The organism is uncultured Roseobacter sp. (assembly GCF_947496515.1).
GTDB lineage: Bacteria > Pseudomonadota > Alphaproteobacteria > Rhodobacterales > Rhodobacteraceae > Roseobacter.
In genome coordinates this window covers 128,294-151,500 of the sequence record NZ_CANMDB010000005.1, presented here as the reverse complement: position 1 = coordinate 151,500, position 23,207 = coordinate 128,294, and the positions used below count along the sequence as shown (strand labels likewise).

The 23,207-nt window shown below is 64.0% G+C and carries 20 protein-coding genes; 11 read left to right on the top strand and 9 right to left on the bottom strand.

Translation table 11 applies throughout. The features are described 5' to 3' along the window. Positions 1-7 precede the first annotated feature (7 nt). Positions 8-484, top strand: coding sequence for a hypothetical protein (locus tag Q1A53_RS11285; RefSeq protein ID WP_299966446.1), 477 nt, complete (start codon positions 8-10; stop codon positions 482-484). Here Q1A53_RS11285 and Q1A53_RS11280 read toward each other — a convergent pair whose 3' ends face one another. Beyond that, positions 485-667, bottom strand: coding sequence for a zinc-finger domain-containing protein (locus Q1A53_RS11280; RefSeq protein ID WP_299966444.1), 183 nt, complete (start codon positions 665-667; stop codon positions 485-487). A gap of 179 nt (positions 668-846) precedes the next feature. Between Q1A53_RS11280 and gpmI the strand changes: the two genes are divergently transcribed. From gpmI to Q1A53_RS11265, 3 genes are read left to right on the top strand one after another with little or no spacing between them, the layout of a single operon-like run. After that, positions 847-2,364, top strand: coding sequence for a 2,3-bisphosphoglycerate-independent phosphoglycerate mutase (gene gpmI, locus Q1A53_RS11275; RefSeq protein WP_299966441.1), 1,518 nt, complete (start codon positions 847-849; stop codon positions 2,362-2,364). Between the two features lie 12 nt (positions 2,365-2,376). Continuing rightward, a complete protein-coding gene (locus Q1A53_RS11270) occupies positions 2,377-3,507 on the top strand; it encodes a peptidase M23 (protein WP_299966439.1) in 1,131 nt (376 codons plus the stop codon). A 4-nt stretch (positions 3,508-3,511) separates the two neighbouring features. Then, on the top strand, positions 3,512-4,849 hold the full coding sequence (locus Q1A53_RS11265) for a S41 family peptidase (protein WP_299966437.1): 1,338 nt from the start codon (positions 3,512-3,514) through the stop codon (positions 4,847-4,849). A 437-nt stretch (positions 4,850-5,286) separates the two neighbouring features. On the opposite strand, the gene ilvD is transcribed toward Q1A53_RS11265, so the two are convergent. Continuing rightward, a complete protein-coding gene (gene ilvD, locus Q1A53_RS11260) occupies positions 5,287-7,050 on the bottom strand; it encodes a dihydroxy-acid dehydratase (RefSeq protein WP_299966434.1) in 1,764 nt (587 codons plus the stop codon). 208 nt (positions 7,051-7,258) lie between these two features. On the opposite strand from ilvD, the gene Q1A53_RS11255 reads away from it, so the two are divergent. From Q1A53_RS11255 to Q1A53_RS11240, 4 genes are read left to right on the top strand one after another with little or no spacing between them, the layout of a single operon-like run. After that, positions 7,259-10,369: an ABC transporter transmembrane domain-containing protein gene (locus tag Q1A53_RS11255; protein ID WP_299966432.1), complete on the top strand. Its 3,111-nt coding sequence runs from the start codon at positions 7,259-7,261 to the stop codon at positions 10,367-10,369. Positions 10,370-10,371: 2 nt separating this feature from the next. Further along, positions 10,372-11,271 (top strand): CPBP family intramembrane glutamic endopeptidase, encoded by a 900-nt coding sequence (locus Q1A53_RS11250; protein WP_299966430.1) that lies wholly within the window; start codon positions 10,372-10,374, stop codon positions 11,269-11,271. A 57-nt stretch (positions 11,272-11,328) separates the two neighbouring features. Further along, positions 11,329-12,282, top strand: a complete 954-nt coding sequence (gene accD, locus Q1A53_RS11245; protein WP_299966427.1) for an acetyl-CoA carboxylase, carboxyltransferase subunit beta — start codon at positions 11,329-11,331, stop codon at positions 12,280-12,282. Further along, positions 12,279-13,553 carry a folylpolyglutamate synthase/dihydrofolate synthase family protein gene (locus Q1A53_RS11240; protein ID WP_299966425.1) on the top strand — a complete coding sequence of 425 codons (1,275 nt, stop codon included), beginning with the start codon at positions 12,279-12,281 and terminating at the stop codon, positions 13,551-13,553. Before accD ends, Q1A53_RS11240 begins: the two co-directional genes overlap by 4 nt. Before the next feature lie 170 nt (positions 13,554-13,723). On the opposite strand, the gene zapE is transcribed toward Q1A53_RS11240, so the two are convergent. Continuing rightward, entirely contained in the window at positions 13,724-14,782 is a 1,059-nt protein-coding gene (zapE, locus tag Q1A53_RS11235) for a cell division protein ZapE (protein ID WP_299966423.1), read from the bottom strand. A gap of 133 nt (positions 14,783-14,915) precedes the next feature. Here zapE and Q1A53_RS11230 point away from each other — a divergent pair, with 133 nt between their 5' ends. Beyond that, the gene (locus Q1A53_RS11230) at positions 14,916-16,157 is read left to right on the top strand and encodes an MFS transporter (protein ID WP_299966421.1); all 1,242 of its coding nucleotides are present in this window, start codon (positions 14,916-14,918) and stop codon (positions 16,155-16,157) included. A 3-nt stretch (positions 16,158-16,160) separates the two neighbouring features. Here Q1A53_RS11230 and Q1A53_RS11225 read toward each other — a convergent pair whose 3' ends face one another. The 6 genes from Q1A53_RS11225 to Q1A53_RS11200 all read right to left on the bottom strand — a co-directional run bounded on the left by Q1A53_RS11225 (position 16,161) and on the right by Q1A53_RS11200 (position 20,891). Then, positions 16,161-17,078, bottom strand: coding sequence for an alpha/beta hydrolase (locus Q1A53_RS11225; protein WP_299966418.1), 918 nt, complete (start codon positions 17,076-17,078; stop codon positions 16,161-16,163). Further along, positions 17,075-17,986, bottom strand: a complete 912-nt coding sequence (locus Q1A53_RS11220; RefSeq protein ID WP_299966415.1) for an ornithine cyclodeaminase — start codon at positions 17,984-17,986, stop codon at positions 17,075-17,077. The genes Q1A53_RS11225 and Q1A53_RS11220 overlap by 4 nt, the downstream gene beginning before the upstream one ends. Beyond that, a complete protein-coding gene (locus Q1A53_RS11215) occupies positions 17,983-18,603 on the bottom strand; it encodes an HAD family phosphatase (protein ID WP_299966412.1) in 621 nt (206 codons plus the stop codon). Before Q1A53_RS11215 ends, Q1A53_RS11220 begins: the two co-directional genes overlap by 4 nt. Positions 18,604-18,615: 12 nt before the next feature. Further along, positions 18,616-19,068 carry a YaiI/YqxD family protein gene (locus Q1A53_RS11210; RefSeq protein WP_299966409.1) on the bottom strand — a complete coding sequence of 151 codons (453 nt, stop codon included), beginning with the start codon at positions 19,066-19,068 and terminating at the stop codon, positions 18,616-18,618. Next, positions 19,065-19,895: an S-formylglutathione hydrolase gene (gene fghA, locus Q1A53_RS11205; RefSeq protein WP_299966406.1), complete on the bottom strand. Its 831-nt coding sequence runs from the start codon at positions 19,893-19,895 to the stop codon at positions 19,065-19,067. Before fghA ends, Q1A53_RS11210 begins: the two co-directional genes overlap by 4 nt. Positions 19,896-19,961: 66 nt before the next feature. Then, positions 19,962-20,891, bottom strand: coding sequence for an AEC family transporter (locus tag Q1A53_RS11200; RefSeq protein ID WP_299966403.1), 930 nt, complete (start codon positions 20,889-20,891; stop codon positions 19,962-19,964). A gap of 305 nt (positions 20,892-21,196) precedes the next feature. On the opposite strand from Q1A53_RS11200, the gene Q1A53_RS11195 reads away from it, so the two are divergent. Both Q1A53_RS11195 and Q1A53_RS11190 read left to right on the top strand, forming a co-directional pair. Beyond that, complete coding sequence (locus Q1A53_RS11195) at positions 21,197-21,826, top strand: TetR/AcrR family transcriptional regulator (RefSeq protein WP_299966370.1); 630 nt, start codon at positions 21,197-21,199, stop codon at positions 21,824-21,826. A gap of 238 nt (positions 21,827-22,064) precedes the next feature. Then, positions 22,065-23,183: an extracellular solute-binding protein gene (locus Q1A53_RS11190; RefSeq protein WP_299966369.1), complete on the top strand. Its 1,119-nt coding sequence runs from the start codon at positions 22,065-22,067 to the stop codon at positions 23,181-23,183. The last annotated feature ends 24 nt before the right edge of the window (positions 23,184-23,207 follow it).

Sequence of the window (23,207 nt, the reverse complement as noted above, 5' to 3'; positions counted from 1 at the left end):
TTCGCCGATGTTATCCCGTATCGTGAGCGTGGCTGCAATCGCCCTTTGCGCAGGTCCTGGATGGGCGACGCCGAAGGTGGACATGGACTGCGCAGCAGAGCCCGGGTCGCCCAGCAGCTGTGTGCCGATGGTGGGGTGCATCGGGAACGATGGCGATTACTTCACCGGGCGCGCGCTCGGCTGGAACGAGGGCACGCTCGACGGTCAGACCCGGGCGGGGGTAATCTGCGTGGGCGGCTGGGAGATCAGCGCGCTGACCGGTGAGGGGCACGCGGCCTTCGAATGCGATGACGGGACCGCCGGCGTGGCGACGATGCAGTATCAGGACATGCAGACAGGGACGGCCACGGGCCGGGGCTATACCGCGGATGGCAAGCTGCTGGAGATCTGGTCAGGCCATAACATCCGGCAGTTCCTGATGGACCGCGAAGGATCGGTGGACGGCAAGCTGACCTGCGGCGATCAGGTCATACCGGTCAGCTAGTTAGCCGGCGGCCTTGTCAGCGTAGTCCTGATGAATGTATTTGCAGTCGCAATAGCCGCATTCGACCCAGCCTGTGTCTTTGGGGATCTGCAGCCAGACACGCGGATGCCCCAGGGCGCCCTCTCCCCCGTCGCAGGCAATCCGAAAGCTTGTGACGATCTTGGTCTCGGGGGGCTGTTGCATGGCGGCGGTCCTTTGGCTGTGACATCACCTTATGGCCAAAGCAACCCCGGGGAGCAAGAGATTGCGCGCGCCTTTGCGGCCCGCCTGTTGCCGCGCTGCAAAGGCGTCGCAGAGGATGCTTCAATTCGGCAGCACATCGCGCTAGACCAGCCCGGAACCCCAACCAAGGAGCCCAAGTGATGAGCGCCAAGAAACCGGTCGTACTATGTATTCTGGACGGCTGGGGGCTGAGCGACCTGCGCGAGGGCAATGCACCGCTGCTGGCCCGCACCCCTGTGATGGACCAGCTGATGGCCGAGTGCCCCAACGCGACGCTGACCACCTTTGGCCCCGACGTGGGACTGCCCCAAGGCCAGATGGGCAATTCCGAAGTGGGTCACACCAATATCGGAGCAGGCCGGGTGGTCGCGATGGATTTGGGTCAGATCGATCTGGCCATCGAGGAGGGCAGCTTTGCCCGGAATGACCAATTGCAGGACTTCATCGCCAAGCTGAAGGAAAGCGGCGGGCGGGCGCATGTGATGGGTGTGGTGTCCGATGGCGGGGTGCATGGACATATCTCGCATATGATCGCCGCGGTACGGGCGCTTGTGGACGCAGGGCTGGAGGTGCTGATCCACGCGCTGACAGACGGTCGCGACGTGGCGCCGACCTCGGCCGAAGGGTTTATGGAGACATTGGAGGCCGCGCTGCCCGATAGCGCGCGGGTGGCGACCGTCACGGGGCGCTACTTTGCCATGGACCGCGACAATCGCTGGAACCGCGTGGAGAAAGCCTTTGCGACCATCATCCTCGCGAAGGGCGTTGCCGCTAACACGGCGGCAGAGGCCATCGAGAAGGGCCGGGCGCAGGACAAGACCGACGAGTTTATCGAGCCGACAGTCATCGGTGACTACGCGGGTGCGGCGGATGGCGACGGGCTCTTTTGCCTCAACTTCCGGGCCGACCGCGCGCGCGAGATCATGGCGGCGATTGGGGCGCCGGACTTCGATGCCTTCGATGCCAGTGGCAGGCCCGACTGGGCGGCGCTGATGGGTATGGCGCCCTATTCGGAGGCGCATAACGCCTACCTTTCGGTCATGTATCCCAAACCGCAGATCGACAACACGCTGGGGGCCTGGGTGGCGCAGCACGGGTTGCGGCAGTTCCGGCTGTCGGAGACGGAGAAGTACCCGCATGTGACGTTTTTTCTCAATGGTGGCGAAGAGGTGTCCTTTGCTGGGGAAGACCGCAAGATGCCGAAGTCTCCGGACGTGGCCACCTATGATCTGCAGCCCGAGATGTCCGCCGCTGAGGTGACGGACGCGCTGGTGGGTGCCATCGAGGACGGCTACGACCTGATCGTGGTCAACTATGCCAACCCCGATATGGTTGGTCACACGGGCGACCTGGAGGCGGCCATTGCCGCCTGCGAGGCGGTGGATGCGGGGCTTGGCCGGGCGGTCGGTGCGCTCAAGGCGGCGGGTGGTGCGATGATCGTCACGGCGGATCACGGCAACTGCGACATGATGATCGACCCCGAGACAGGGGGCGCCCATACCGCCCATACGCTCAACCTCGTGCCGGTGATCGTCGTGGGCGCCGAGGCGGGCGCGTCTGTTCGGAACGGACGGCTGGCCGATCTGGCACCCACGGTATTGCAGCTGATCGCGCTCGACCCACCGCCCGAGATGACCGGCAGGTCGCTGCTGACATGAGAGTTCACTGACATGAGGGCGCTGCTGCTGAGTTTGCTGCTGGCGCTGCCGCTGCCCGCGACCGCCCAGCATCCCGCCGCCGCGCAGGCCCGTGCTGCGATCGGGATGCTGGATGAGGCGAGAATGCAGCTGGACGCAGCGCAGAGCGCCCGGGACCGGGTGCGCGCGCTGACCCGCACGATCCAGGCCTTTGAAGAGGGATTGGCCGCCATGCGCGGTGGACTGCGGCAGGCGGCCATCCGCGAAGCGCAGTTGAGCGCCGCGCTGCAGGCGCGCGATGCGGAGGTTGCCGCCCTGCTGGCGGTGTTGCAGCGGACCGGCGCGGGGGATGCGCCTCTGCCGCTCTTGCATCCCGGCGGGCTGCTGGGGGCGGCGCGGGCGAATATGTTGCTGGCGGAGATCACGCCGGCGCTGAGTGCCCGCGCGGTCGGGTTGAGGCGCGATATGGAGGATCTGGTCGCATTGCGCGCGGTGCAGGATGACGCGAGCGGGCAACTGCAGGGTGCGCTCACCGATCTGCGGGCCGCGCGCTCGGCCCTCAACACCGCCATTGCGGAGCGGGCGCCCCTGCCCATGCGCTTTACCCAGGATCCGGTACGCGAGGCGATCCTGCTGGCCTCCGCTGACACGCTGGAAAGCTTTGCCCGCGGGCTCGACCGGGTTCCTACCGACATCACGGATGCCGCGCTGCCTGATGTGACCGTCCGGAAAGGGACGCTGCCGCTGCCTGCCCAAGGCGTGGTGCTGCGCCGCGCGGGCCAGCCCGATGCCGCCGGAATCACCCGGCCCGGGCTGTTGCTCGCGACCCGCCCGCAGGCCATCGTCACCAGCCCCGTGGCGGCCACGATCCGCTATACCGGACCCCTGCTTGACCTTGGTCAGGTGGTGATCATGGAGCCGCAGGCGGATGTTCTCTTCATTCTGGCAGGTTTGGACGTTGTTTACGGCTCCGCAGGCGAGATCATTGACGCAGGGGCTCCATTGGGTCTTATGGGGGAGAGAGGAGCGCAGGAGGCGGTCCAATTGTCACGTGCTGGTGATGGCACTGGCAGCGGGCGGTCGGAAACGCTTTATATAGAGGTCAGACATAAGAATGCGCCCGAGGATCCGAGCCTCTGGTTCCGAACCGACAAGAATGGATAGAACAATGAAAAAATTTGCCATGGCGGCTCTGGGCGGCACCCTCGCCGGTATCATCGCCACGACGCAAGTGGTCGGGCCTCTTCTGGCCCAGGACAGTGAACGCTCCGCCGACGTCTACGAACAGTTGGATCTGTTCGGGGACATCTTCGAGCGCATCCGCGCCCAGTATGTCGAGGATGTGGAAAGCAAGGAGCTGATCGAGGCGGCGATCAACGGCATGCTGACCTCGCTGGATCCCCATTCGAGCTACCTTTCGCCCGATGATGCGGCGGCCATGCGCGTGCAGACGCGGGGCGAGTTCGGCGGATTGGGCATTGAGGTCACGCAGGAAGAGGGCTTCGTCAAGGTCGTCTCGCCCATCGACGGGACCCCTGCGGATGAGGCCGGCGTCGAGGCGGGTGATTTCATTACCCATGTGGACGGCGAATCGGTGCTGGGGCTGACGCTGGACGAGGCGGTGGACATGATGCGCGGCCCGGTCGGGTCGGAGATCCTGATCACGGTGGTGCGCGAGGGAGAGGTGGAACCATTCGATGTGTCGATCATCCGGGACACCATCAAGCTCACAGCGGTCCGGACGCGCACCGAGGGCGACACGGTGGTTCTGCGGGTCACGACCTTCAACGATCAAACCTATACCAACCTCGAATCCGGCCTCGCCGAGCAGATAGAGGAAGCGGGCGGGATGGATAATATCAACGGTCTGGTGATTGATCTGCGCAACAACCCCGGCGGGCTGCTCAACCAGGCGATCCGGGTGTCGGATGCGTTTCTGGACGGCGGAGAGATCGTCAGCACGCGCGGCCGTCAGGTGCAGGATGGTGAGCGGTTCAACGCCACCGAAGGCGATCTGGTCGAGGGCAAGCCCATCGTCGTGCTGATCAACGGCGGCTCTGCCTCGGCGTCCGAGATTGTCGCGGGCGCGCTGCAGGATCACCGCCGGGCGATTGTCGTGGGCACCAAGAGCTTTGGCAAGGGATCGGTTCAGACGGTGATGCCATTGCGCGGCGAGGGGGCCATGCGGCTGACCACGGCGCGGTACTACACGCCATCGGGCCGGTCTATCCAGTCGCTGGGCGTGTCGCCCGATATCGTGGTCGAACAGCCGCGGCGCGATCCGAATGCCGAGGAAGAGGACGAGACACCCTCCCGAACCTCTCGTTCGGAAGCCGACCTGCGCGGCAGCCTGAACAATGACAGCCTCAGCGACGATGAAATCGAGCAGATCGAGGCGGACCGCGCAAAGGCCGAAGCGGCCGCTGCGCTGCGTGAAGAGGACTATCAGCTGGCCTATGCCATCGACATCCTCAAAGGTCTCAGCGCGCTGGTGCCAGCGGAGTAATCGCTCCCACACCGTTGTCAAACCCCGCTCCGGATAGCCGGTAGCGGGGTTTTTCTTGGCGGTGATGACACATCATCGAAAATCCAGCGATCACGGACGTATCAAGATCGGGTAGCGGGGAGCCCCGTCACCTCCATCGAGGAGGATCCGGGGCTGTCCAGCCCCAAGGGGCCGGACGGGATCGCTGCTACCGACTGGCTTGTCATCTCACGGCTGTCGCGGCGGCATCCGATGCGGAGTGGCCCGACCCTGCCGAAGCCGGATAATGCCGCCTTCGGGCACTCGTGGCCCTGCGCCCACTGTCAAACAGTCAGCGCTCCGGTGGTGCGTCGCTGGAAAGGGGTTTCGAAACCCCTTTCACCGCTCAGCGGGTGGGTTTTGACCGGATCAGACTGTGCCGCCGAGCATACCGTTCACAAAGCGCATGTGTCGCGAGGTCATAGGGCCATGTATTCGTGGCCTTCGTCCTTCGCACCGGGGTGCGTTACGGCGCCGAGATAGGTTGGTCCGACCAGCTTGGCGTATTTCCAAAGCGCACCTGCACCGTAGATCGTCTGGCGTGGTCCGGTCCAACTGGCCCTGCGTTCGGCCATCTCCTCGTCCGTGATGGCAACCGAGATCGTGCCTTCGATGGCGTTCAGCGTGATCATGTCACCGTCTTTCAGCAGGGCGATGGGGCCGCCGTGTGCCGCCTCCGGCCCCACATGGCCCACGCAGAAACCGCGGGTCGCGCCGGAGAACCGACCGTCGGTGATCAGCGCCACCTTCTTGCCCATGCCCTGACCGGAAAGCGCCGCCGTCGTGGCTAGCATCTCGCGCATACCCGGCCCACCCGACGGGCCTTCGTTGCGGATCACGAAGACGTCGCCTTCATTGTAGGCGCGGGTCTGCACGGCCTCAAAGGCGTCCTGCTCACACTCAAAGACGCGCGCGGGCCCGGTGAAGAGCAGGTGCTGAGGCTCCATCCCGGCGATCTTGACGATGGCCCCTTCTGGGGCGAGGTTTCCCTTGAGCCCGACGACACCGCCGGTCTTGCTCAGCGGTGTCTCCACCGGATAGATCACGCGACCGTCCGCGTTGAGGCTGACCTTGTCGAGCTCCTCTCCGATGGAATAACCCGTCACGGTCATGCAGTCTTCGTGGATCAGCCCGGCCTTGCGCAGCTCTTTCATCACCACGGGCACGCCGCCGACCTCGTAGAGATCCTTGGCCACATATTGCCCACCCGGTTTCAGATCGACGAAATAGGGCGTATCGCGGAAGATCTCACAGACATCTTCGAGGAAGAAATCGATCCCGGCCTCATGCGCCATGGCAGGCAGGTGCAGACCTGCGTTGGTGGAGCCACCTGTACAGGCGACGATGCGCGCTGCATTCTCAAAGGCCTGCCGGGTGCAGATGTCGCGGGCGCGGATGTTCTTCTCAATCAGGGTCATGACCGCGGCACCGGAGGCTTCCGCGTAGGCATCGCGGCTCTCGTAAGGTGCTGGCGCCCCGGCGGAGTTGGGCAGGGCCAGACCAATCGCCTCGGAGACACAGGCCATGGTATTGGCCGTGAACTGACCCCCGCACGCCCCGGCAGAGGGGCAGGCCACGCGTTCCAGAACCTCAAGCTCTGCCTCCGTCAAGGTACCGCTTTGCTGGCGGCCCACGGCTTCGAACATATCCTGTACGGTCAGATCGCGGTTTGCAAAGTCCTCCGGCACCTGCGCCCCGGCGGTCGCGCGGCCCGGCAGGATCGACCCGCCATAGAGGAACACCGACGGCACGTTCAGCCGGATCATCGCCATCATCATGCCCGGCAGGCTCTTGTCGCAGCCCGCAAGCCCCACCAGCGCATCATAGCAGTGCCCGCGCATGGTCAGCTCGACGGTGTCGGCGATGGCCTCGCGCGAGGCCAGCGAGGAGCGCATGCCCTCATGCCCCATGGCGATGCCGTCGGTGACGGTGATGGTGGTGAATTCGCGCGGTGTGCCGTCCTCGCGCTTGACCCCCATCTTGACCGCCTGCGCCTGCCTGTTCAGCGCGATGTTACAGGGGGCGGCCTCGTTCCAGCAGGTGGCCACACCCACGAGCGGCTGGTGAATCTCCTCCTCCGTCATGCCCATGGCGTAGTAGTAGGACCGGTGTGGCGCGCGCGCGGGCCCTTCGGTCACGTGACGGCTGGGCAGTCTGGATTTGTCGAAGCGCTGGCTGGTCATGGGCTGTCTCCCCTTCAAAAACGTCGCCAACGCATAGCGGGCAGCTTCTGCCCCTGCAAGGCAGATGGGTTTGTCTGCGCACAGCTTTTGCGCTTTATCGGTCCTTGCATTGAGGCTGGATGGTCTTATTTTGCTAAGACTGACATGCGTGTATACCTGCGGTTGCACGCCGCGGCTGCTTCCACAGCCCATGATCGAAAGCCACTGCATGGATCGCTCACTCTTCGCCTTCATTTGGAAGCATTCCAAACGGGATCAGCTGTTCTTGCTGTTCTTTACGGTGTTCACCTTCCCGTTCCTCTACGCCACGCTGGAACTGCCCAAGCGCATCATCAACGATGCGATCGGCGCGGCCTCCAGCACGGTGACCGTGTTCGGCCAAACCATGACGCAAACACAGTTCCTGATGGTGCTGTGTTTCGGCTATCTCGGTGCGGTCCTGGTCCACGGGCTGATGAAAATGCGGCTCAACACCATGAAAGGTGTGTTGGCCGAACGCATGCTGCGGCGCTTTCGCTACACGCTGATCAACCGGATGACCCGGTTTCCCAGTGCCTACTTCCGCAAGACCAGCCAGGGCGAGCTTGTCTCCATGGTGACCTCGGAGGCCGAGCCCATGGGTGGTCTGATGGGCGATGCCGTGGCACAACCGGTATTTCAGGCAGGGCAGATGCTGATCATCGTGATCTTTCTGTTCATGCAGAGCGTCTGGTTCGGGCTGGCCGGCGTCGCGCTCATTCCGCTACAAGCGTGGCTCATCCCGATGTTGCAGCGCCAGATCAACCAGCTGAACAAAAAACGCATCGTGGAGGTGCGCGGTTTCGCTTCCGAGATTGGCGAGACCGCGGCAGGCATCGGCGATCTGCGCACCAACGGCGGGCTGCGGTACCGGCTGGCTGTGTTCACGGACCGGCTGGGGCGGCTCTTCGACATCCGCTTCCAGATCTACCAGAAGAAATTCTTCATGAAGTTTCTCAACAACTTCATCACCCAGCTGACGCCGTTTTTCTTTTACGCGGTCGGGGGCTATCTGGCGATCAAGGGGGAGATCACGGTCGGCGCGCTGGTGGCTGCACTGGCGGCCTACAAGGATCTCAGCTCGCCGTGGAAGGAACTGCTGACCTACTACAATCAGGTTCAGGACATGTCTTTGCGGTGGGAGATCGTGACAGAGCGTTTTGCGCCCAAGGGCATGATCGATGAGAGCCTTTTTGAAGGCGAGCCTGAGACGGTGCCACGTCTGGACGGCGTGATCTCCATCAAGGATGTCACAGTGCGCAACGCCGATGGCAACGCGCTTCTGGAGAATATCAATCTTGAGATCCCTGCAGGTGCCCGGGTGGCCGTCCAGTCCACCAGCCAGACAGAGCGCACTGCCTTGGCCGAATTACTGACCCGCGAGGTGCTGGCCGCCCGCGGCAGCGTGACAATCGCGGGTCATGATCTGTCAGAGTTGCATCAGGCGGTGATTGCCGCGCGGATCGGGTATGCCCATTCTCGGCCCCATCTCTTTGAAGGGACCTTGCGGGACAATCTGCTGATGCCGCTGCGGACCAGCCCCAAGACGGTCCTGTGGGATCCGTCGCGCAAGGACCGCAAGAACTGGGAGGCACGCCGGGCGGGCAACAGCCCCGACAGTATCGCCGCGGACTGGATGGATCCCGAACTTGCCGGGCTGAATTCGGTCGAAGAGATCAATGGCTGGTGGTTCCAGCTGGTCGAAGCCATGGGTCTGGACGAGTTGATGTTCCGCGGGATGTTGCGCTCTGGCACCTATATGGAAGGCAACATGCAGCTTGCCGATGCCATCGTGTCCCTGCGCGACGAGGTCTACGAGGCGCTGAAGGAGGCGGAGCTGGAAGACTACGTCAATCGCTTTGACCCTGAGGCCTTCAATCCATCAATCCCGCTGGGTGGTAACCTGATGTTCGCCGCGCCCAAGCGCCAGATCTCGCAGCGCGGGCTGGCGGCGGGCAGCGGGCTGGTGGCCCTGATCAACGAGCTTGGCGTCACCGAACAGGCGATTGCCATCTCGCAGACGCTGATAGAGACACTCAACCAGACCTTTGGCCGCGACGGGACAAACCATCCTCTTTTTACTGCCTTGGAGATTGAGGAGGAGCTTTACGAGCGGCTCGTGGATATTGCCCTGCGCCGCAGCGAAAAAGGCGATCAGGCCCTGACGCAGGAGGAGTTCACGTTGCTGCTGACGGTGCCCTTCGCCTTTACGGCAGAGCAGATCGGGCCCGGGTTCCCCGAGAGCTTCAAGACCGAGATCGTCAAGATCCGTGCCGAAAAGGGCAAGGAGATGCGCGAACGGATGAGCGATCTTTTCGTGCCGATCGCGCCCGAGAACTATCTACCGCGGCTGACCTTGCTGGAGAATGCGCTTTATGGCCGGATCTCCGCTTTTGCGGGCGCGCGCAAGGAGGTGATCGAGGATCTGGTCGCGGATATCGTCACCAAACACGGGCTCAAACGCGCCGTGGCCGAGACCATCATGGACAACAAGCTGGGACTGGGCGGGGCGAATATCGCCGATATCTATCAGGAACGCGTCGCCTTCAGCCGCGCGGGCATCAAGCGGCCCGACGTGCTGATCCTGGATACGGTGCTGGAAAGTCACGATGCCGAACGCCGCAAGCGCGCCCGGGCCAAGCTGCAGGATCTCTTGCCCAAGGCGACGATGATTTTTCTGGAAGACAAGTTCGAGAACCCGCAGGCCTACGATATGTTCGTGGAGATCGAGAACGGGCGAATCAAAGGCGACGAGCAGCCGGAGACCATTGATACCGGCGACAGCGGTTCCGATGATCTGCGCCGCAAGATCCGGGCCATCTCGCGCACCGATCTTTTCGAGAAGCTGGACCAGCGTTCCCAGCGGCTGCTGGCATTCTCGGCGCAGTGGTACACTGCGAAGAAGGGCACGCGCATCTTTGCCCAGCATGACCGGCCCGATGCGGCGTATCTCTGTCTCAAGGGCCGCGCTATGATGGGCTATTTCGACGATGACAATCACTGGCACAACATCACCGCGGTGGAGCCCGGGCGCCTGATCGGGGATCTGGCGGTCATTCTCGACGAGCCGCGGCAGCTTGATCTGGTGGCCGAAGAGGACACCAAGTTCCTGCGGATCGGTGCGGAGGAATTCCGCTCCGTGATCGAGACCGATCTCAATGCGCTTCAGATCCTGCTGCGTACGGTGGCGGGCCATTTGACTGGCGCCGCCGAATTGCTGCGCGAGGCGCGGGTGGATGTGCCCGAGGAAGCGGTTGAAAACGGGCCGCCCGAGCCCTCCGACAGCGCGCGCGCGTCCTGACCATGTGGCCACCACCTGCCTACCGGGCGCACCGCGCCCTGAGTGACCCGGCCCGGGAGAAGGCGGAGATATGGCGCCTGCTCATCGGGCTTGTTCTGGTCGCGGGTGTGGCGTTGCTGTGCAACCAGGTGTTTTACGAGACGCTGCTGAGCTGGCAGGGCGATGGCGCGGCGGATCTGGCCGGTGCTCTGCTGCGCGGTGACACGCCGGTGGCGATGTATCTTTTGCTGTTCAGCTTCGGGTTCATGGTGGTCGGCGTTGCGGTGGCCTTGCGGGTGGCGCATCACCGGGGGCTGGGCGGCGTGTTCGGTGACCTGTCGCTCTGCGTGTCGCAGTTCCGCGATGTGCTGATCGTCCTCGTGGTCGTCAATCTGGTGATTTTCGCGCTGCCGCCCTGGGGCATGGGCGCGCCGTTGGAGCCGAACCTCGCGCCGGGTCTGTGGGCCTTGCTGCTGCCGCTCTCGTTGCTGGCGGTTCTGGTGCAGGTCTCGACCGAGGAAGTGCTCTTTCGCGGCTACATCCAGCAGCAACTGGCCGCGCGGTTCCGCTCGCCCCTGATCTGGATGATCGTGCCTGCCGCGCTTTTTGGCGCGGGGCACTACATGCCCGCCGAGGTCGGCAGCAACGCAGGCCTCATTGCGCTCTGGGCCACGGTTTTCGGGTTGCTGATGGCCGATCTGACGGCGCGGTCTGGCACGATCGGACCGGCCATCGCGGTGCATTTTGCCAACAATGTCACCGCCATCGTCCTGATCTCTGTGCCGGACCAGCTCTCTGGGCTGGCGCTCTACCACAGCCCCTTTGCGCTCGGCGATGAAGCGGCGGTGCGCGCATGGCTGCCGGTGGATTTCGGCTTCATGCTGGTCAGCTGGCTTGCCGCACGGCTTGCGATCCGCCGCTGATTGCACTTTCGGCACGGTCCCATTACCTAGTTGAGCAGCCATGCCAAAGGATGCACGATGAACTGGATCACCAACTATGTCCGCCCCCGGATCAACTCGATCTTCTCGCGCCGCGAGACGCCGGACAATCTGTGGACCAAGTGCCCCGAATGCGGGACCATGCTGTTTCATCGCGAGGTGTCGGACAACCTGAATGTCTGCACCAACTGCAACCACCATATGTACATCAGCCCGCGCGACCGGTTTACAGCCCTCTTTGATGGCGGCGTATTTACCCGCGTGGAGGTCGATGCGCCCAAACCCGACCCGCTGCACTTCCGGGACCAGAAACGGTACCCGGACCGGCTGCGCGCTGCCCAGCGTCAGACCGCTGAGCCGGAGGCGATGCTGGTCGCCCATGGTGAGATCGGGCGGACCCCCATCGTTGCAGCGGCACAGGATTTTTCCTTTATGGCCGGGTCCATGGGCATGTATGTGGGCAACGCCATCATTGCTGCAGCACAGGAAGCGGTGAAGCTCAAGCGTCCGCTGATCCTCTTTTCCGCCGCCGGTGGCGCGCGCATGCAGGAAGGGATCCTGAGCCTGATGCAAATGCCGCGCACCACCGTGGCCGTGCAGATGCTGAAGGAGGCCGGGCTGCCCTATATCGTCGTGCTGACCCATCCGACGACGGGTGGTGTGACGGCGAGCTACGCGATGCTGGGCGATGTGCATATTGCCGAGCCCAACGCGCTTATCTGCTTTGCCGGACCGCGCGTGATTGAGCAGACCATTCGGGAAAAGTTGCCCGAAGGGTTCCAGCGGGCGGAGTATCTGCTCGATCACGGGATGCTTGACCGGGTGACGCCGCGCGGTCAGATGCGGGATGAGTTGATCACCATCACGCGGATGCTGTTGGGATTGCCGCCCGCCGTTCGGGGCGATCTGCCCCCGCCGGAACCGCCCGCCGATCTGCCCCATGCGCTGTCCGGTGACGCGCCCGAGCCGCCGGCCAAGACCAAGACGACATGAGCCAGCCCACATCGGACGCCATCCTGGCGCGGATGATGGCGTTGCACCCCAAGATCATTGATCTGACCTTGGACCGCATGTGGCGGCTGCTGGGCGCCCTGGGCAACCCGCAGGAGACGCTGCCGCCGGTGATCCATGTGGCAGGCACCAACGGAAAGGGCTCGACCCTAGCCATGATCCGCGCGGGGCTGGAGGCAGAGGGCAAATCGGTTCATGTCTATACCAGCCCGCATCTGGCACGGTTTCACGAGCGCATCCGGGTTGCGGGCACGCTCATCTCGGAGGCGGATCTGACCTCGGTGCTGGATGAATGTGCGCAGGCCAACGGCGACATACCCATCACATATTTCGAGATCACCACGTGTGCGGCATTGCTGGCCTTTGCGCGGATGCCTGCGGACTACACGCTGCTGGAGGTGGGCCTTGGCGGTCGGTTGGATGCCACCAATGTCATCGCCAAGCCGGTGCTGACCGCAATCACGCCGGTCTCGCTCGACCACCAGCAGTTTCTGGGCGAGACGCTGGCGGAGATTGCTGGTGAAAAGGCGGGTATCCTCAAGCGGGGTGTACCCTGTGTGGTGGCGCGTCAGGAGCCTGCGGGGCAAGAGGTGATTGAGGCGCGGGCCGAGCGACTGGGCGCGCCTTTGTTGGCCAACGGTCAGCACTGGCACGTGGCGCGGGAGCGTGATGGCATGATTTATCAGGATGAGGCGGGTCTGCTCGACCTGCCACGCCCGAACCTGCCGGGCGATCACCAGGTGATGAATGCAGGCACGGCCTTGGCCGCGCTGCGCCATCTGCGCGTCGGCGAAGCGGGTTGCGAGGCAGCGGTGACCCGCGCCGACTGGCCTGCCCGGATGCAGAGGCTGCGCAGCGGACCGCTGGTTGAGGCCGCACCGCTGGCCGAGCTGTGGCTCGACGGCGGGCACAATCCGGCTGCAGGCGAGGCGCTGGCCGCGCATCTGGGTTCTTTGCCGGTACGGCCCACCTATCTGATCTGCGGGATGCTCAACACCAAGGATATCGCGGGCTACCTGCGTCCGCTGTCGCAGGCTGTGCAGGGTCTCACAGCCGTGTCGATCCCCGGGGAGGCCAACACGCTGCCCGCGGCTGATACCGCGGAGGCGGCGCGTGCGGTCGGCATGGCGGACGGACAAGCGGAGAGCGTGGCGGAGGCCGTGCGCGACGTCATCGCGGAGGCGCCGCAGGCCCGGATCCTGATTTGCGGATCGCTCTATCTGGCAGGGACGGTTTTGCGGGAGAACGGCTAGCGGCCAACGCCGCGGGTTACCCGGCCTGTGGTCTTTGGCCGACCTGCCACCTCTCGCGATGTCATCCTCGGGCTTGACCCGAGGATCTCCCGGCCACGAGATCCCGGATCAAGTCCGGGATGCCAGCGTAACAGACTGCGAGGCGCGGTTCTGCATGATCTACGGCCTCCTCACTGCCCCCAACCGTCCGACTGCATTTCGCGCAGGCGCGAGGCGGTGCGCTCGAACTCGAAACTGCCTTCGCCTTCGAGATAAAGCATCTCGGGCTTGGCAGCCGCCGAGCAGATCAGCCGCACGCGCGCTTCGTAAAGCGCGTCGATGAGCGTCACGAAGCGTTTCGCCTGATTGAAATTATCGCGTGACAGGCTGGGGATGTCGTCCAGCAGCAGCACCTTGACCGCTTCGGCCAGCGCCAGATAGTCACCGGCGCCCAAGGGTTTGCCGCAAAGGTCGTGAAAGCTCGTCCGCGCCACGCCGTTGCGGAAGGCGGGCAATTCCACATCGCGGCCCTTGACACGCAGCACCAGCGGCGCGCCGGGACCGCCAGCGAGATCCTCCCAGACGGCGTTCATCTCGCGGCGGGCCTGGGCATTGGCCGGGGTGAAATAGACTTGCTGTCCGCCCAGCCGGTCCTGCCGGTAGTCGGTGGGGCTGGCCAGTTCGATGACCTTCATCCGGTCCTCGATCAGCGCGATGAACGGCAGAAAAAGATCGCGGTTGAGCCCGTCCTTGTAAAGATCCTGCGGCACCCTGTTCGAGGTCGCCACCACGCTCACGCCATCCTCGAAGAGCCCTTGAAAGAGCCGACCCACGATCATGGCGTCGGTGATGTCGGTGATCTGCATCTCGTCAAAGGCGAGCAGCCGGACGGAAGCTGCGACCTCTGCCGCGACCGGTGCGATGGCATCCTCCGCCCCCGTCTTGCGGACGGCGTGCATCTTTGCGTGGATCTCCTGCATGAAGGCATGGAAATGGACGCGTCGCGCCGGGATGTCGCCCAGATGCTCCACGAGCAAATCCATCAGCATGGATTTCCCGCGCCCGACCCCGCCCCAGAGATAGAGACCCTTGGGCGGCTCAGGGGTCTTGCGAAAGAGCTTTTTGCGCACGGGCTCTGCCAGCGCCTCGCGCAGGCGTTCAAACTCCGGCAACAGCGCTTGCTGGGCCGGATCCGGGCGCAGGCCGCCCTCTTCGATCAGCCCGCGGTATATGGCGTCAAAGCTCCGCATCCCGTTCGCAATAGCGCGCGGGGCGGTTCAACGGAAGTGGGCGGTCACATCAGAATATGTGAAGCGTTGGCAAAAAATGCTGAATTGACCGCCATGGTGCGTGGGGTAGGGTGATCTGACCGGAGAAGCTCAGATGCCAGCACGCGCGCCCCTATTTACCCCTGTTCTGATCGTTGGCTGCGTGATCATTGTGGTCAGCTTTGCCATCCGCTCCACCTTCGGGATCTTCCAGATCCCCATTGCGGAGGAGTTCGGCTGGCTGAGGGCGGAGTTCTCGCTGGCCATTGCAATCCAGAACCTGGCCTGGGGGATTGGTCAGCCCTTTTTTGGCGCGCTGGCCGAAAAGATCGGGGACCGGAAATCCATCATCCTTGGCGCGATCATCTATGCCCTCGGGCTCGTGCTGTCGGCGCAGGCCACGACGCCGCTGGGGCACCAGCTTTATGCCTGGCTGGTGGGTTTCGGCATTGCCGGTACCGGCTTTGGTGTCATCCTGGCCGTGGTGGGCCGTGCCGCGTCGGATGAAAACCGCTCCATGGCCCTGGCCGTCGTCTCGGCGGCGGGCAGCGGGGGGCAGATTTTCGGCCCGCCCGTGGCCGAATGGCTGCTGGGTTTCATGCCATGGCAGAGCATCTTTCTGCTCTTCGCGCTCACCATCATGTTGGTGCTATTGCTTTTGCCCATGATGCGCGCGCCACAGATGGCGACCCGGTCAGAGCTGGATGAAAGCATGGGCGAGATCCTGGTGAAGGCGTTCCGCGATCCCTCCTACACTTTCATCTTTCTGGGCTTTTTCTCCTGCGGCTATCAGCTTGCATTCATCACCGCGCATTTCCCTGCCTTTATCGTAGAGCTGTGCGGCCCCATTGCGCCGGGCGGCATGCTGGACAGCGTGGGTGTCAGCACGACCTCTGCCCTTGGAGCACTGGCGCTGTCCCTGATCGGCGTGGCCAACATCGGCGGTACCCTCTTGGCGGGCTGGCTCGGCAAGCGCTATACCAAGAAATACCTGCTGGCGGCGATCTATGTCGGGCGCACGGTGGCCTCTGCCGCCTTTATCCTGGTGCCGATCACCCCGACCAGCGTCATCGTGTTTTCCATCGTCATGGGCAGCCTGTGGCTCGCGACGATCCCGCTGACGTCGGGGCTCATCGCGCATATCTACGGGTTGCGCTACATGGGCACGCTCTACGGTATCGTGTTTTTCAGCCACCAGCTCGGCAGCTTCATGGGTGCGTGGCTCGGCGGGCGGATGTACGATGTCTACGGTGATTACACGCTGGTGTGGTGGATCGGCGTTGCCGTGGGTGCGTTCAGCGCGATCATCCACCTGCCGATCCGGGAGCGGCGGCTGGAGGGGCTGCGGATCGCCTGACCGTCAGTCGCCGCGCAAAAACCGCAGGATGTGGGCGAGCACCGCGTCGCTGTGCGTGTAGGGCAGGCCGTGCCCCGCGCCGGGCACCACGACCGACTGCGAGGCCGGGTTCCAGCGCTGCAGCGTGTCGGCGGCCCGTAGCGGGATCACCGCATCTTCCTGCCCCCAGAGCGCCAGCACCGGCAGCTCTGATTGCGCAAGGATCCCATGCGTGTTTCTCAGAACCTCCGACAAAAGCCCCAGCAGGCTCGCGCGGACGGCGGGGACAAAGCCGCGCCAGCGCAGCTCCCGCCGTTGCTGCCGGTTGATCTCCGGCACGCTGTCAGGTTGCCCTCGCTCGGCTGCAAGGCCTCGGCGCAGGATGGCGGGGTAAAGCGCCAGCATGAGCCAGCCGCCGAAAAGCGGCAGCCGCGCCAGACGCTCGAGCGCGCCGCCCGTAACCGGCAGCATCCCCGCGGGGGCAAGCAGCAAGAGGCGGCGCACGCGCGCCGGGTGCCGGGCCGCGAAGGCGGCGGCGATGGCGCCGCCCATGGAGTAGCCGATGAGCGTGACGGGCGCCGTGATGTCCTGATCCACCAGCAAATCGTCCACTTGGCGCAGGAAGAAAGCGGCGTCCTGCGGCCCGGCCGGACGGTCGGAGAAGCCGCGCCCGTAGAGGTCATATGTCAGCACGCGAAACCCCGCCTGCGACAGGCCCGCGGCCAGCGCGCCCCAGACAAAAGACGGCGTTGTCAGCCCGTGGATGCACAGGATCACTGGACCCTGCGGCGGCCCGACCCACCGAAAATGCGTGGTACCCTGCGATAGCGCGACGCATTGCCCCGGGGCGCTGGCGCGCGCCGTGCAGCCCATGGGTTTGCGCATGGCCTCCACCAGCAGCGGCGCGGTGATCAGCGCCGCCAGCAGTGCCAGCCAGATCACGCCGTCCAACGGTCGAGGATGTAGCGGCCCGTCATCAGGTCGAGATGCGCACCACCGCCATTCTTGAAAAGCGTTATCTCCTCGGCGCTCTGCCGGGTGAAGGCGTCCGGTGCATAGTAGTCCGCCACGATGTCATCGGCGCGGAAGGCGCCCGCCGCGATGGGGATCTTCAGCTCGCCGATATGCGCGACGGTGGTTTCCAGACTGTCCACGAAGACCCGGGCGCGGGAGAGTGCCGCGTCATCCGCCTCGCGCATGTCGGGGCGGTAGGCGCCTACCAGATCCACGTGCTGGCCCGGTTGCAACCACGCGCCCCGGATCAGCGGTGCTGTCGCCATGGTGGCACAGGTGATGATCTCTGCGGCGCGCACGGCGGCCTCCAGATCGGTCGCCACATGCGTGCCGGGATGGCTGGCGGCAAAGGTCTCCGCCGCCGCGGGGCTGCGGTTCCAGACGGTGAACTGAGCGCCCGGAAAGGCAGCGCTGTAGGCGGCGTGCAGCCCCCGCGCCTGGGTGCCTGCGCCGACGATGAGGATTCGGCGGCTGTCGGGCCGGGCGAGGCGCCGCGCGGCAAGCAGGCTATCCCCGGCGGTCTTCCATTTGGTCACAAGGTGGAAATCGACAATCGCCTCCAGCGTGCCGCCACGGTCGGAAAAGAGCATGACGCCGCCGTTGACTGTCGGCGCGCCTGCCGCCGCATTACCGGGAAAGATCGTGGCGGATTTGACCGCGAGGCCCAGACCGTCGATCCAGGCGGCGCGGTTCAGCAGCGTATCGGGATCACGGTAGAGAAACGTATCGGCGATCTCGGCACGGGGCAGCAGGTGCCCGGCGGCCAGCGCATCGGTCAGCGCGATCCAGTCAAGCAGCGCGTCACACTCGGCAAAGGGAATGACGCGGGGGCTCATCGCGCCTGCTCCGCGCTCAGCAGACCCTCGGAGACCAGCCTTTCCGCCCAGCCGCTGGGCCCGTCGAAAAGATGCGTCCGCCAGCCAAGGGCCGCGGCCGCCGCGACATTGTCGGTCCGGTCATCGGTAAAGATCAACTCGGCGCCCGACAGACCGCTTGCCTCCTCCAGCGTCTCATAGATCCTCGGATCGGGTTTCATCATCCGCAGATGGCCGGAGATAAAATCGCGGTCGAACTGACGCAGAAAGGGGTAGTGGGTCGCGGCGTGATCGTAGCTGCCCACCCCGAAATTGGTCAGCGAGAACACCGGCACGCCCACCGCCCGCAACGCTTGCATGAGCCGGACCGAATGAGCGATCGCCGGTTGCGTCATCTCGATCCAGCGGTCGTGCCACAGGCGGATCTCATCGCGCCAGCCCGGATGCCTCTCGGCCTCGGCGTAGATGGTATCGCGGAAATCCGCGCCCAGGTCGATCCGCTCGTTCATCGCGTGCAGATCCACGTCGGCAAAGAGCCTGCGCCGCCGAGCGGCCCCTATCTCGGCATCGTAGAACCGCTCCGGGTTCCATTCGATCAACACATTGCCGATGTCGAAAATCACCGCTTTGGGCTGCACGTCTTGCTCTCCTTACGGGCGCTGTGCCGTGCGCATCGCCCGTTCCAGCGCGTCGAGAAACCGGGATCTATCCGCCTTGGTGAACCCCGGGCCGCCGCCTTGCCGAAAGGGGTCTGCCGCGCGCAGATCGGTCATCAGGTCGCGGGTTGCCAGGACGTTGCCGATGTTCGCCGCGGTGAGCGCTTCGCCATTGTGCTTGAGCACCTGCGCCCCTGCCGCGACGCATTTTGCGGCCAGCGGGATGTCCCCGGTCACCACCACATCGCCCATGCCGCATCGCTCCGCGATCCACATATCGGCCACGTCCGGGCCGTCGGGGACGATGATCGTCTCCACCAGTGGATTTTGCGAGGGCCGCAGCCCGCCGTTGGACACCACGAACATCCGCGCGCCGTGCCGGGTGGCGACGCGCTCCGCTTCTGCCTTTACCGGACAGGCATCTGCATCGACGTAGAGCGCTGTCATCCGTAGAGCGCGTCGGCGTGAAAGGCCACGTGTTCTTCCATGAAGCTGGAAACGAAGAAATAGCTGTGATCATAGCCCGGTTGCAGCCGGATGGTGGCGGGCTGGCGACGCCTGGCCACGGCTTCGGCCAGTGCTTCGGGGCGCAGAAGGTCGATGAACTGATCCGCCGTGCCGGTGTCCACCAGCAGCGGGCCGTCAAATCCGCGTTCCGCCATCAGCAGGCTGGCGTCATGGGCGGCCCAGCTGTCTTCGGCCTCGCCCAGATAGGCCGAGAACTGCTTGCGCCCCCAGTCGCCTCCCGTCGGATTGCAGATGGGCGAGAAGGCAGAGACCGAGCGAAACCGCCCCGGCAGGGACATCGCCAGTGTCAGCGCACCGTGCCCGCCCATGGAATGGCCGGTGATGGCCTGCCGGTCCATGTCGAGCGCGAAATTCTCCGCGACCAGCGCGGGCAGTTCCGCGCTGACGTAGTCCCACATTCGAAAGTGTTTGGCCCAGGGGTCCTGAGTGGCGTTGATGTAGAAACCCGCCCCTTTGCCCAGATCATAGGCGTCGTCGTCTGCCACATCGTCCCCGCGGGGAGAGGTGTCGGGAAAGATCAGTGCGATGCCGTGCTCGGCGGCCCAGGCCTGCGCACCGGCCTTGGTCATGGCGTTCTCATGGGTGCAGGTCAGCCCCGACAGATACCAGAGTACGGGCACCGGGCCGTCACGCGCCTCGTGCGGGAGGAAGACGGCAAAGGTCATGTCGCAGGCGCACACCTCGGATGTATGGCTGTAGACGCCTTGGGTGCCGCCGAAACAGGCGTTCTCTGAAATGGTCTGCATGGCGTCTCTCCCTGACGTTTGGTTGACCATGGCTACCGTGCCGTGGGCCGCCGGGCAAGGGTGCGCTCAGCCCGGGGCCAGCACGGCGATGATGCCGCTGACGGTGACGATGCTGATGGCCGTGGAGACGAGGATGGCCGCCGAGACGCGATGCGGTGCAACGCCGTAGTGCTGTGCGAGGATATAGACGTTGCCCGCCACCGGCAGGGCGGAGGCGGCGATGATCACGGCCGCCATATAGGGATCGGCGGGGAAGAGGTAGAGCACCCCGATGGCAACAAAGAGCGGATGCAGCCCCAGCTTGCAAAAGCTCAGCCAGCCCGCGATGCGCAGCTTTTCGGCGGATTTCGTGGCCAGCGACGCGCCGATGGCAAAAAGCGCGCCGGGCGTCGCGGCACCACCGAGGATGGCGAGGAATTCATTGGCGGGCGCGGGAATGGGCAGATCGAAGAACGACCAGGCCAGACCCACCACAATCGCCACGATCATCGGGTTGCGCACCAGCCCCAGCCCCACGGTGCGAAAGACCCCCCAGCTGACGCGCCCGTCACGGGAGCCGGTGATCAGGATGACGATCAGGCTCGAAAACACGATCAGATCAACGGCCAGTGCCATCATGATGGGGCCGATGGCCGCCTCTCCCAGCAGGAGGGTAAGCATGGGCACGCCCAGAAACCCCACGTTGCCGATGGCGGCGCATTGCGCCTCGACGGCCGTTGTGGCGACGTCCAGTTTGCGCAGATAGCCCACCAGGGTCGCGATCAGATAAACCGCCATGGTGCCTGCCAGATAACCTGCGACGAGGTTGGTGTCCCAGACATCCTGCAGCGACAGGTTCGCGGAGAAGCGAAACAGCATGGCCGTCAACGCGAAGTAGAAGACGAATTTGGTCAGGTAGGCCGTGGCCTCTTCACTGAAAAACCGCGTGTAACCTGCCCAGTACCCCAGACCGATCAGCGCGAAAAAGGGCAGGGTCTTGAGGAAAATCTCAATCATATGGCAGGGTCATAGCCGCTGTCTTGCACTGCTGCAACCGCCGCGCCGGGTGGGTGGAATCACTTTCACGCTGAGGCTGCCGGGTGATGTCGCGATGAATCCTCAGCCGGCTTGGTCTATGCGTCACAACAGGTCTGGATGGTCGGGGTGTCCCGATAGATCGTTGATATGAAGTGTAAAAAATCCTGCCTGCTCGTGAGATTGCGCATGTTTCTGCCGAAGGTTACGTAAAGTCTGCGGGGATTTCGCTTGGAAGTGAACCGCCCGGTTTATAGGGTTGTGCCGGTCAACCCCGGGGGACTTTGATGACCAGCACAGCCGAGATGATCCGCAAAGGGCGCAAATATGACCAAGTGCTCGATGGTGCGCGGCGCGTCTTTATGGCTGACGGGTTCGAAGGTGCCAGTGTGGATGAGATCGCGCGGGTGGCGGCTGTCTCCAAGGCGACGCTCTACAGCTATTTCCCGGACAAGCGGCTGCTCTTTATGGAAGTGGCCAGCACCGAGTGTCAGCGGCAGGCGCGCGATGCGCTTGACAGCATCGACATGCAGGCCGCGCCCGAAGAGGTTCTGATGCAGACAGGGCGGCATTTTCTGGGCTTTATCACCTCGCAGTTCGGGCAGCAGATCTTTCGCATCTGCGTGGCCGAAAAGGAGCGCTTTCCCGAGCTTGGGCGGCAGTTCTACAACTCCGGCCCGGCGGTGATGCGGGCGGAAATGGTGGCCTATTTCGAGCAGGCCGTGGCCCGGGGCGAGCTGGTCATGGATGACTATCCGCTGGCCGCCGATCAGTTCGGTGAGCTGTGCAAAGCAGACATCTGGCCCCGGCTCATTTTTGGCATGATCCAGAGTGTGGAACCGGCGGAGATCGAGCGGGTGGTGACCGGTGCGGTGACCACTTTCATAGCGCGCTACGGGGTGCGGCGGGCCCCCTGATCCACCCCTTAAACACCGTCGGTGCGACGTCGTTATCCTGTCGGTATCACGTCGGTATAACGTCGGTGCGTCGCGCGCGGTGGATTGACGGAACGGTTACGCCCGGGTCCGCAGCGCTGTCACATAATCTTCATAAATTGTTTACAAAGGTGTCTCCGAGCATTTCTATGCGGACAGGGAGCGGTGGCGCAGCCTTTGGAGGCAGGCGCCACGCGACACAAACACCAAGGGGATACACATGAAATTCACACGACGTTCCGCATTGCAAGTCACCGGGGCAGCGGTTGCCGCACCCGCGCTTTTGAAAGCCAACGACGCGCTGGCGTCCTCGGGCACGGTCAAGGTCTTTGCCTGGCAGGACTACATCCAGCCCAATATCGCCGAGGCCTTCGAGGCAGAAACCGGCATCACGCTAGACCTGACCACCTTCGGCTCCAACGACGAGGCGGAATCCACCGTGAGCGCTGCGGGCGGCAAGGGATTTGACGTGGTGTTCCCGTCGATCACCAACACACCCGGCTATATCGACGACAATGGCGAGAGCTTTTTTGCACCGATCCCGGCGGGCGTGAACGTCGATGCGATCATCCCCTCCTTCGTGCGCGACAGCGCGGCTTTGGGCGGTGTGTTCAAGGGCGAGCAGATCGTGCTGCCATTCGACTGGGGCACAGAAGGTGTAACCTATAACGCCGCGGCGATGCCCATCGACGGGCAGGTTTCCTATGGCGACCTCTGGGCCGATGCAGCGGATGGCAAGGCCGCGTTCCGGCAAAAGTCGGTGCTGATGGGCACGGGCCTCTACCTCGACGCCATCGGCGACGTGCCATCGAACCGTATGCTGGATGTCTACAAATCCGAGCAGGACGCCCGCCGGGTGTTCGGCGAGATCACCAAGTGGATCCTGGAGCGCAAGGACAACTTTGGCGCCTTCTGGAACAACGCGACAGAGGCGACATCGGCGTTCAAGGACGCAGGTGCCATCATCGGCCAGACCTGGGACACGACCGGGCTGCTGCTGAACCGGGAGAACGGTGATTTCCTCTACCGGGCGCCCTCCGAAGGCATCATCACCTGGCTCGACAGCTTCGGCATCCTGAAAGGGGCGGAGAATGTGGATCAGGCCGTGGCCTTCATGAACTTCATGCTCAAGCCTGAAACGGGCGGGATGTTCTCCAACAACACCGGCTACAACTCCGCTGTTCTGGGTGCTGCCGATTACGCCTCCGACGAGTTCAAGGCGCAGTTCAATGAGGTCTACACCGCGGAGGTGCTGGGCAACATGTGGTGGTGGCAGGCCGATACGCCATTCTTTGGACCGTTGCAGAACGAGTTCTCGGAAATCATCACCAACGCCTGATCCTTCGGGACTGGTATGAGATAC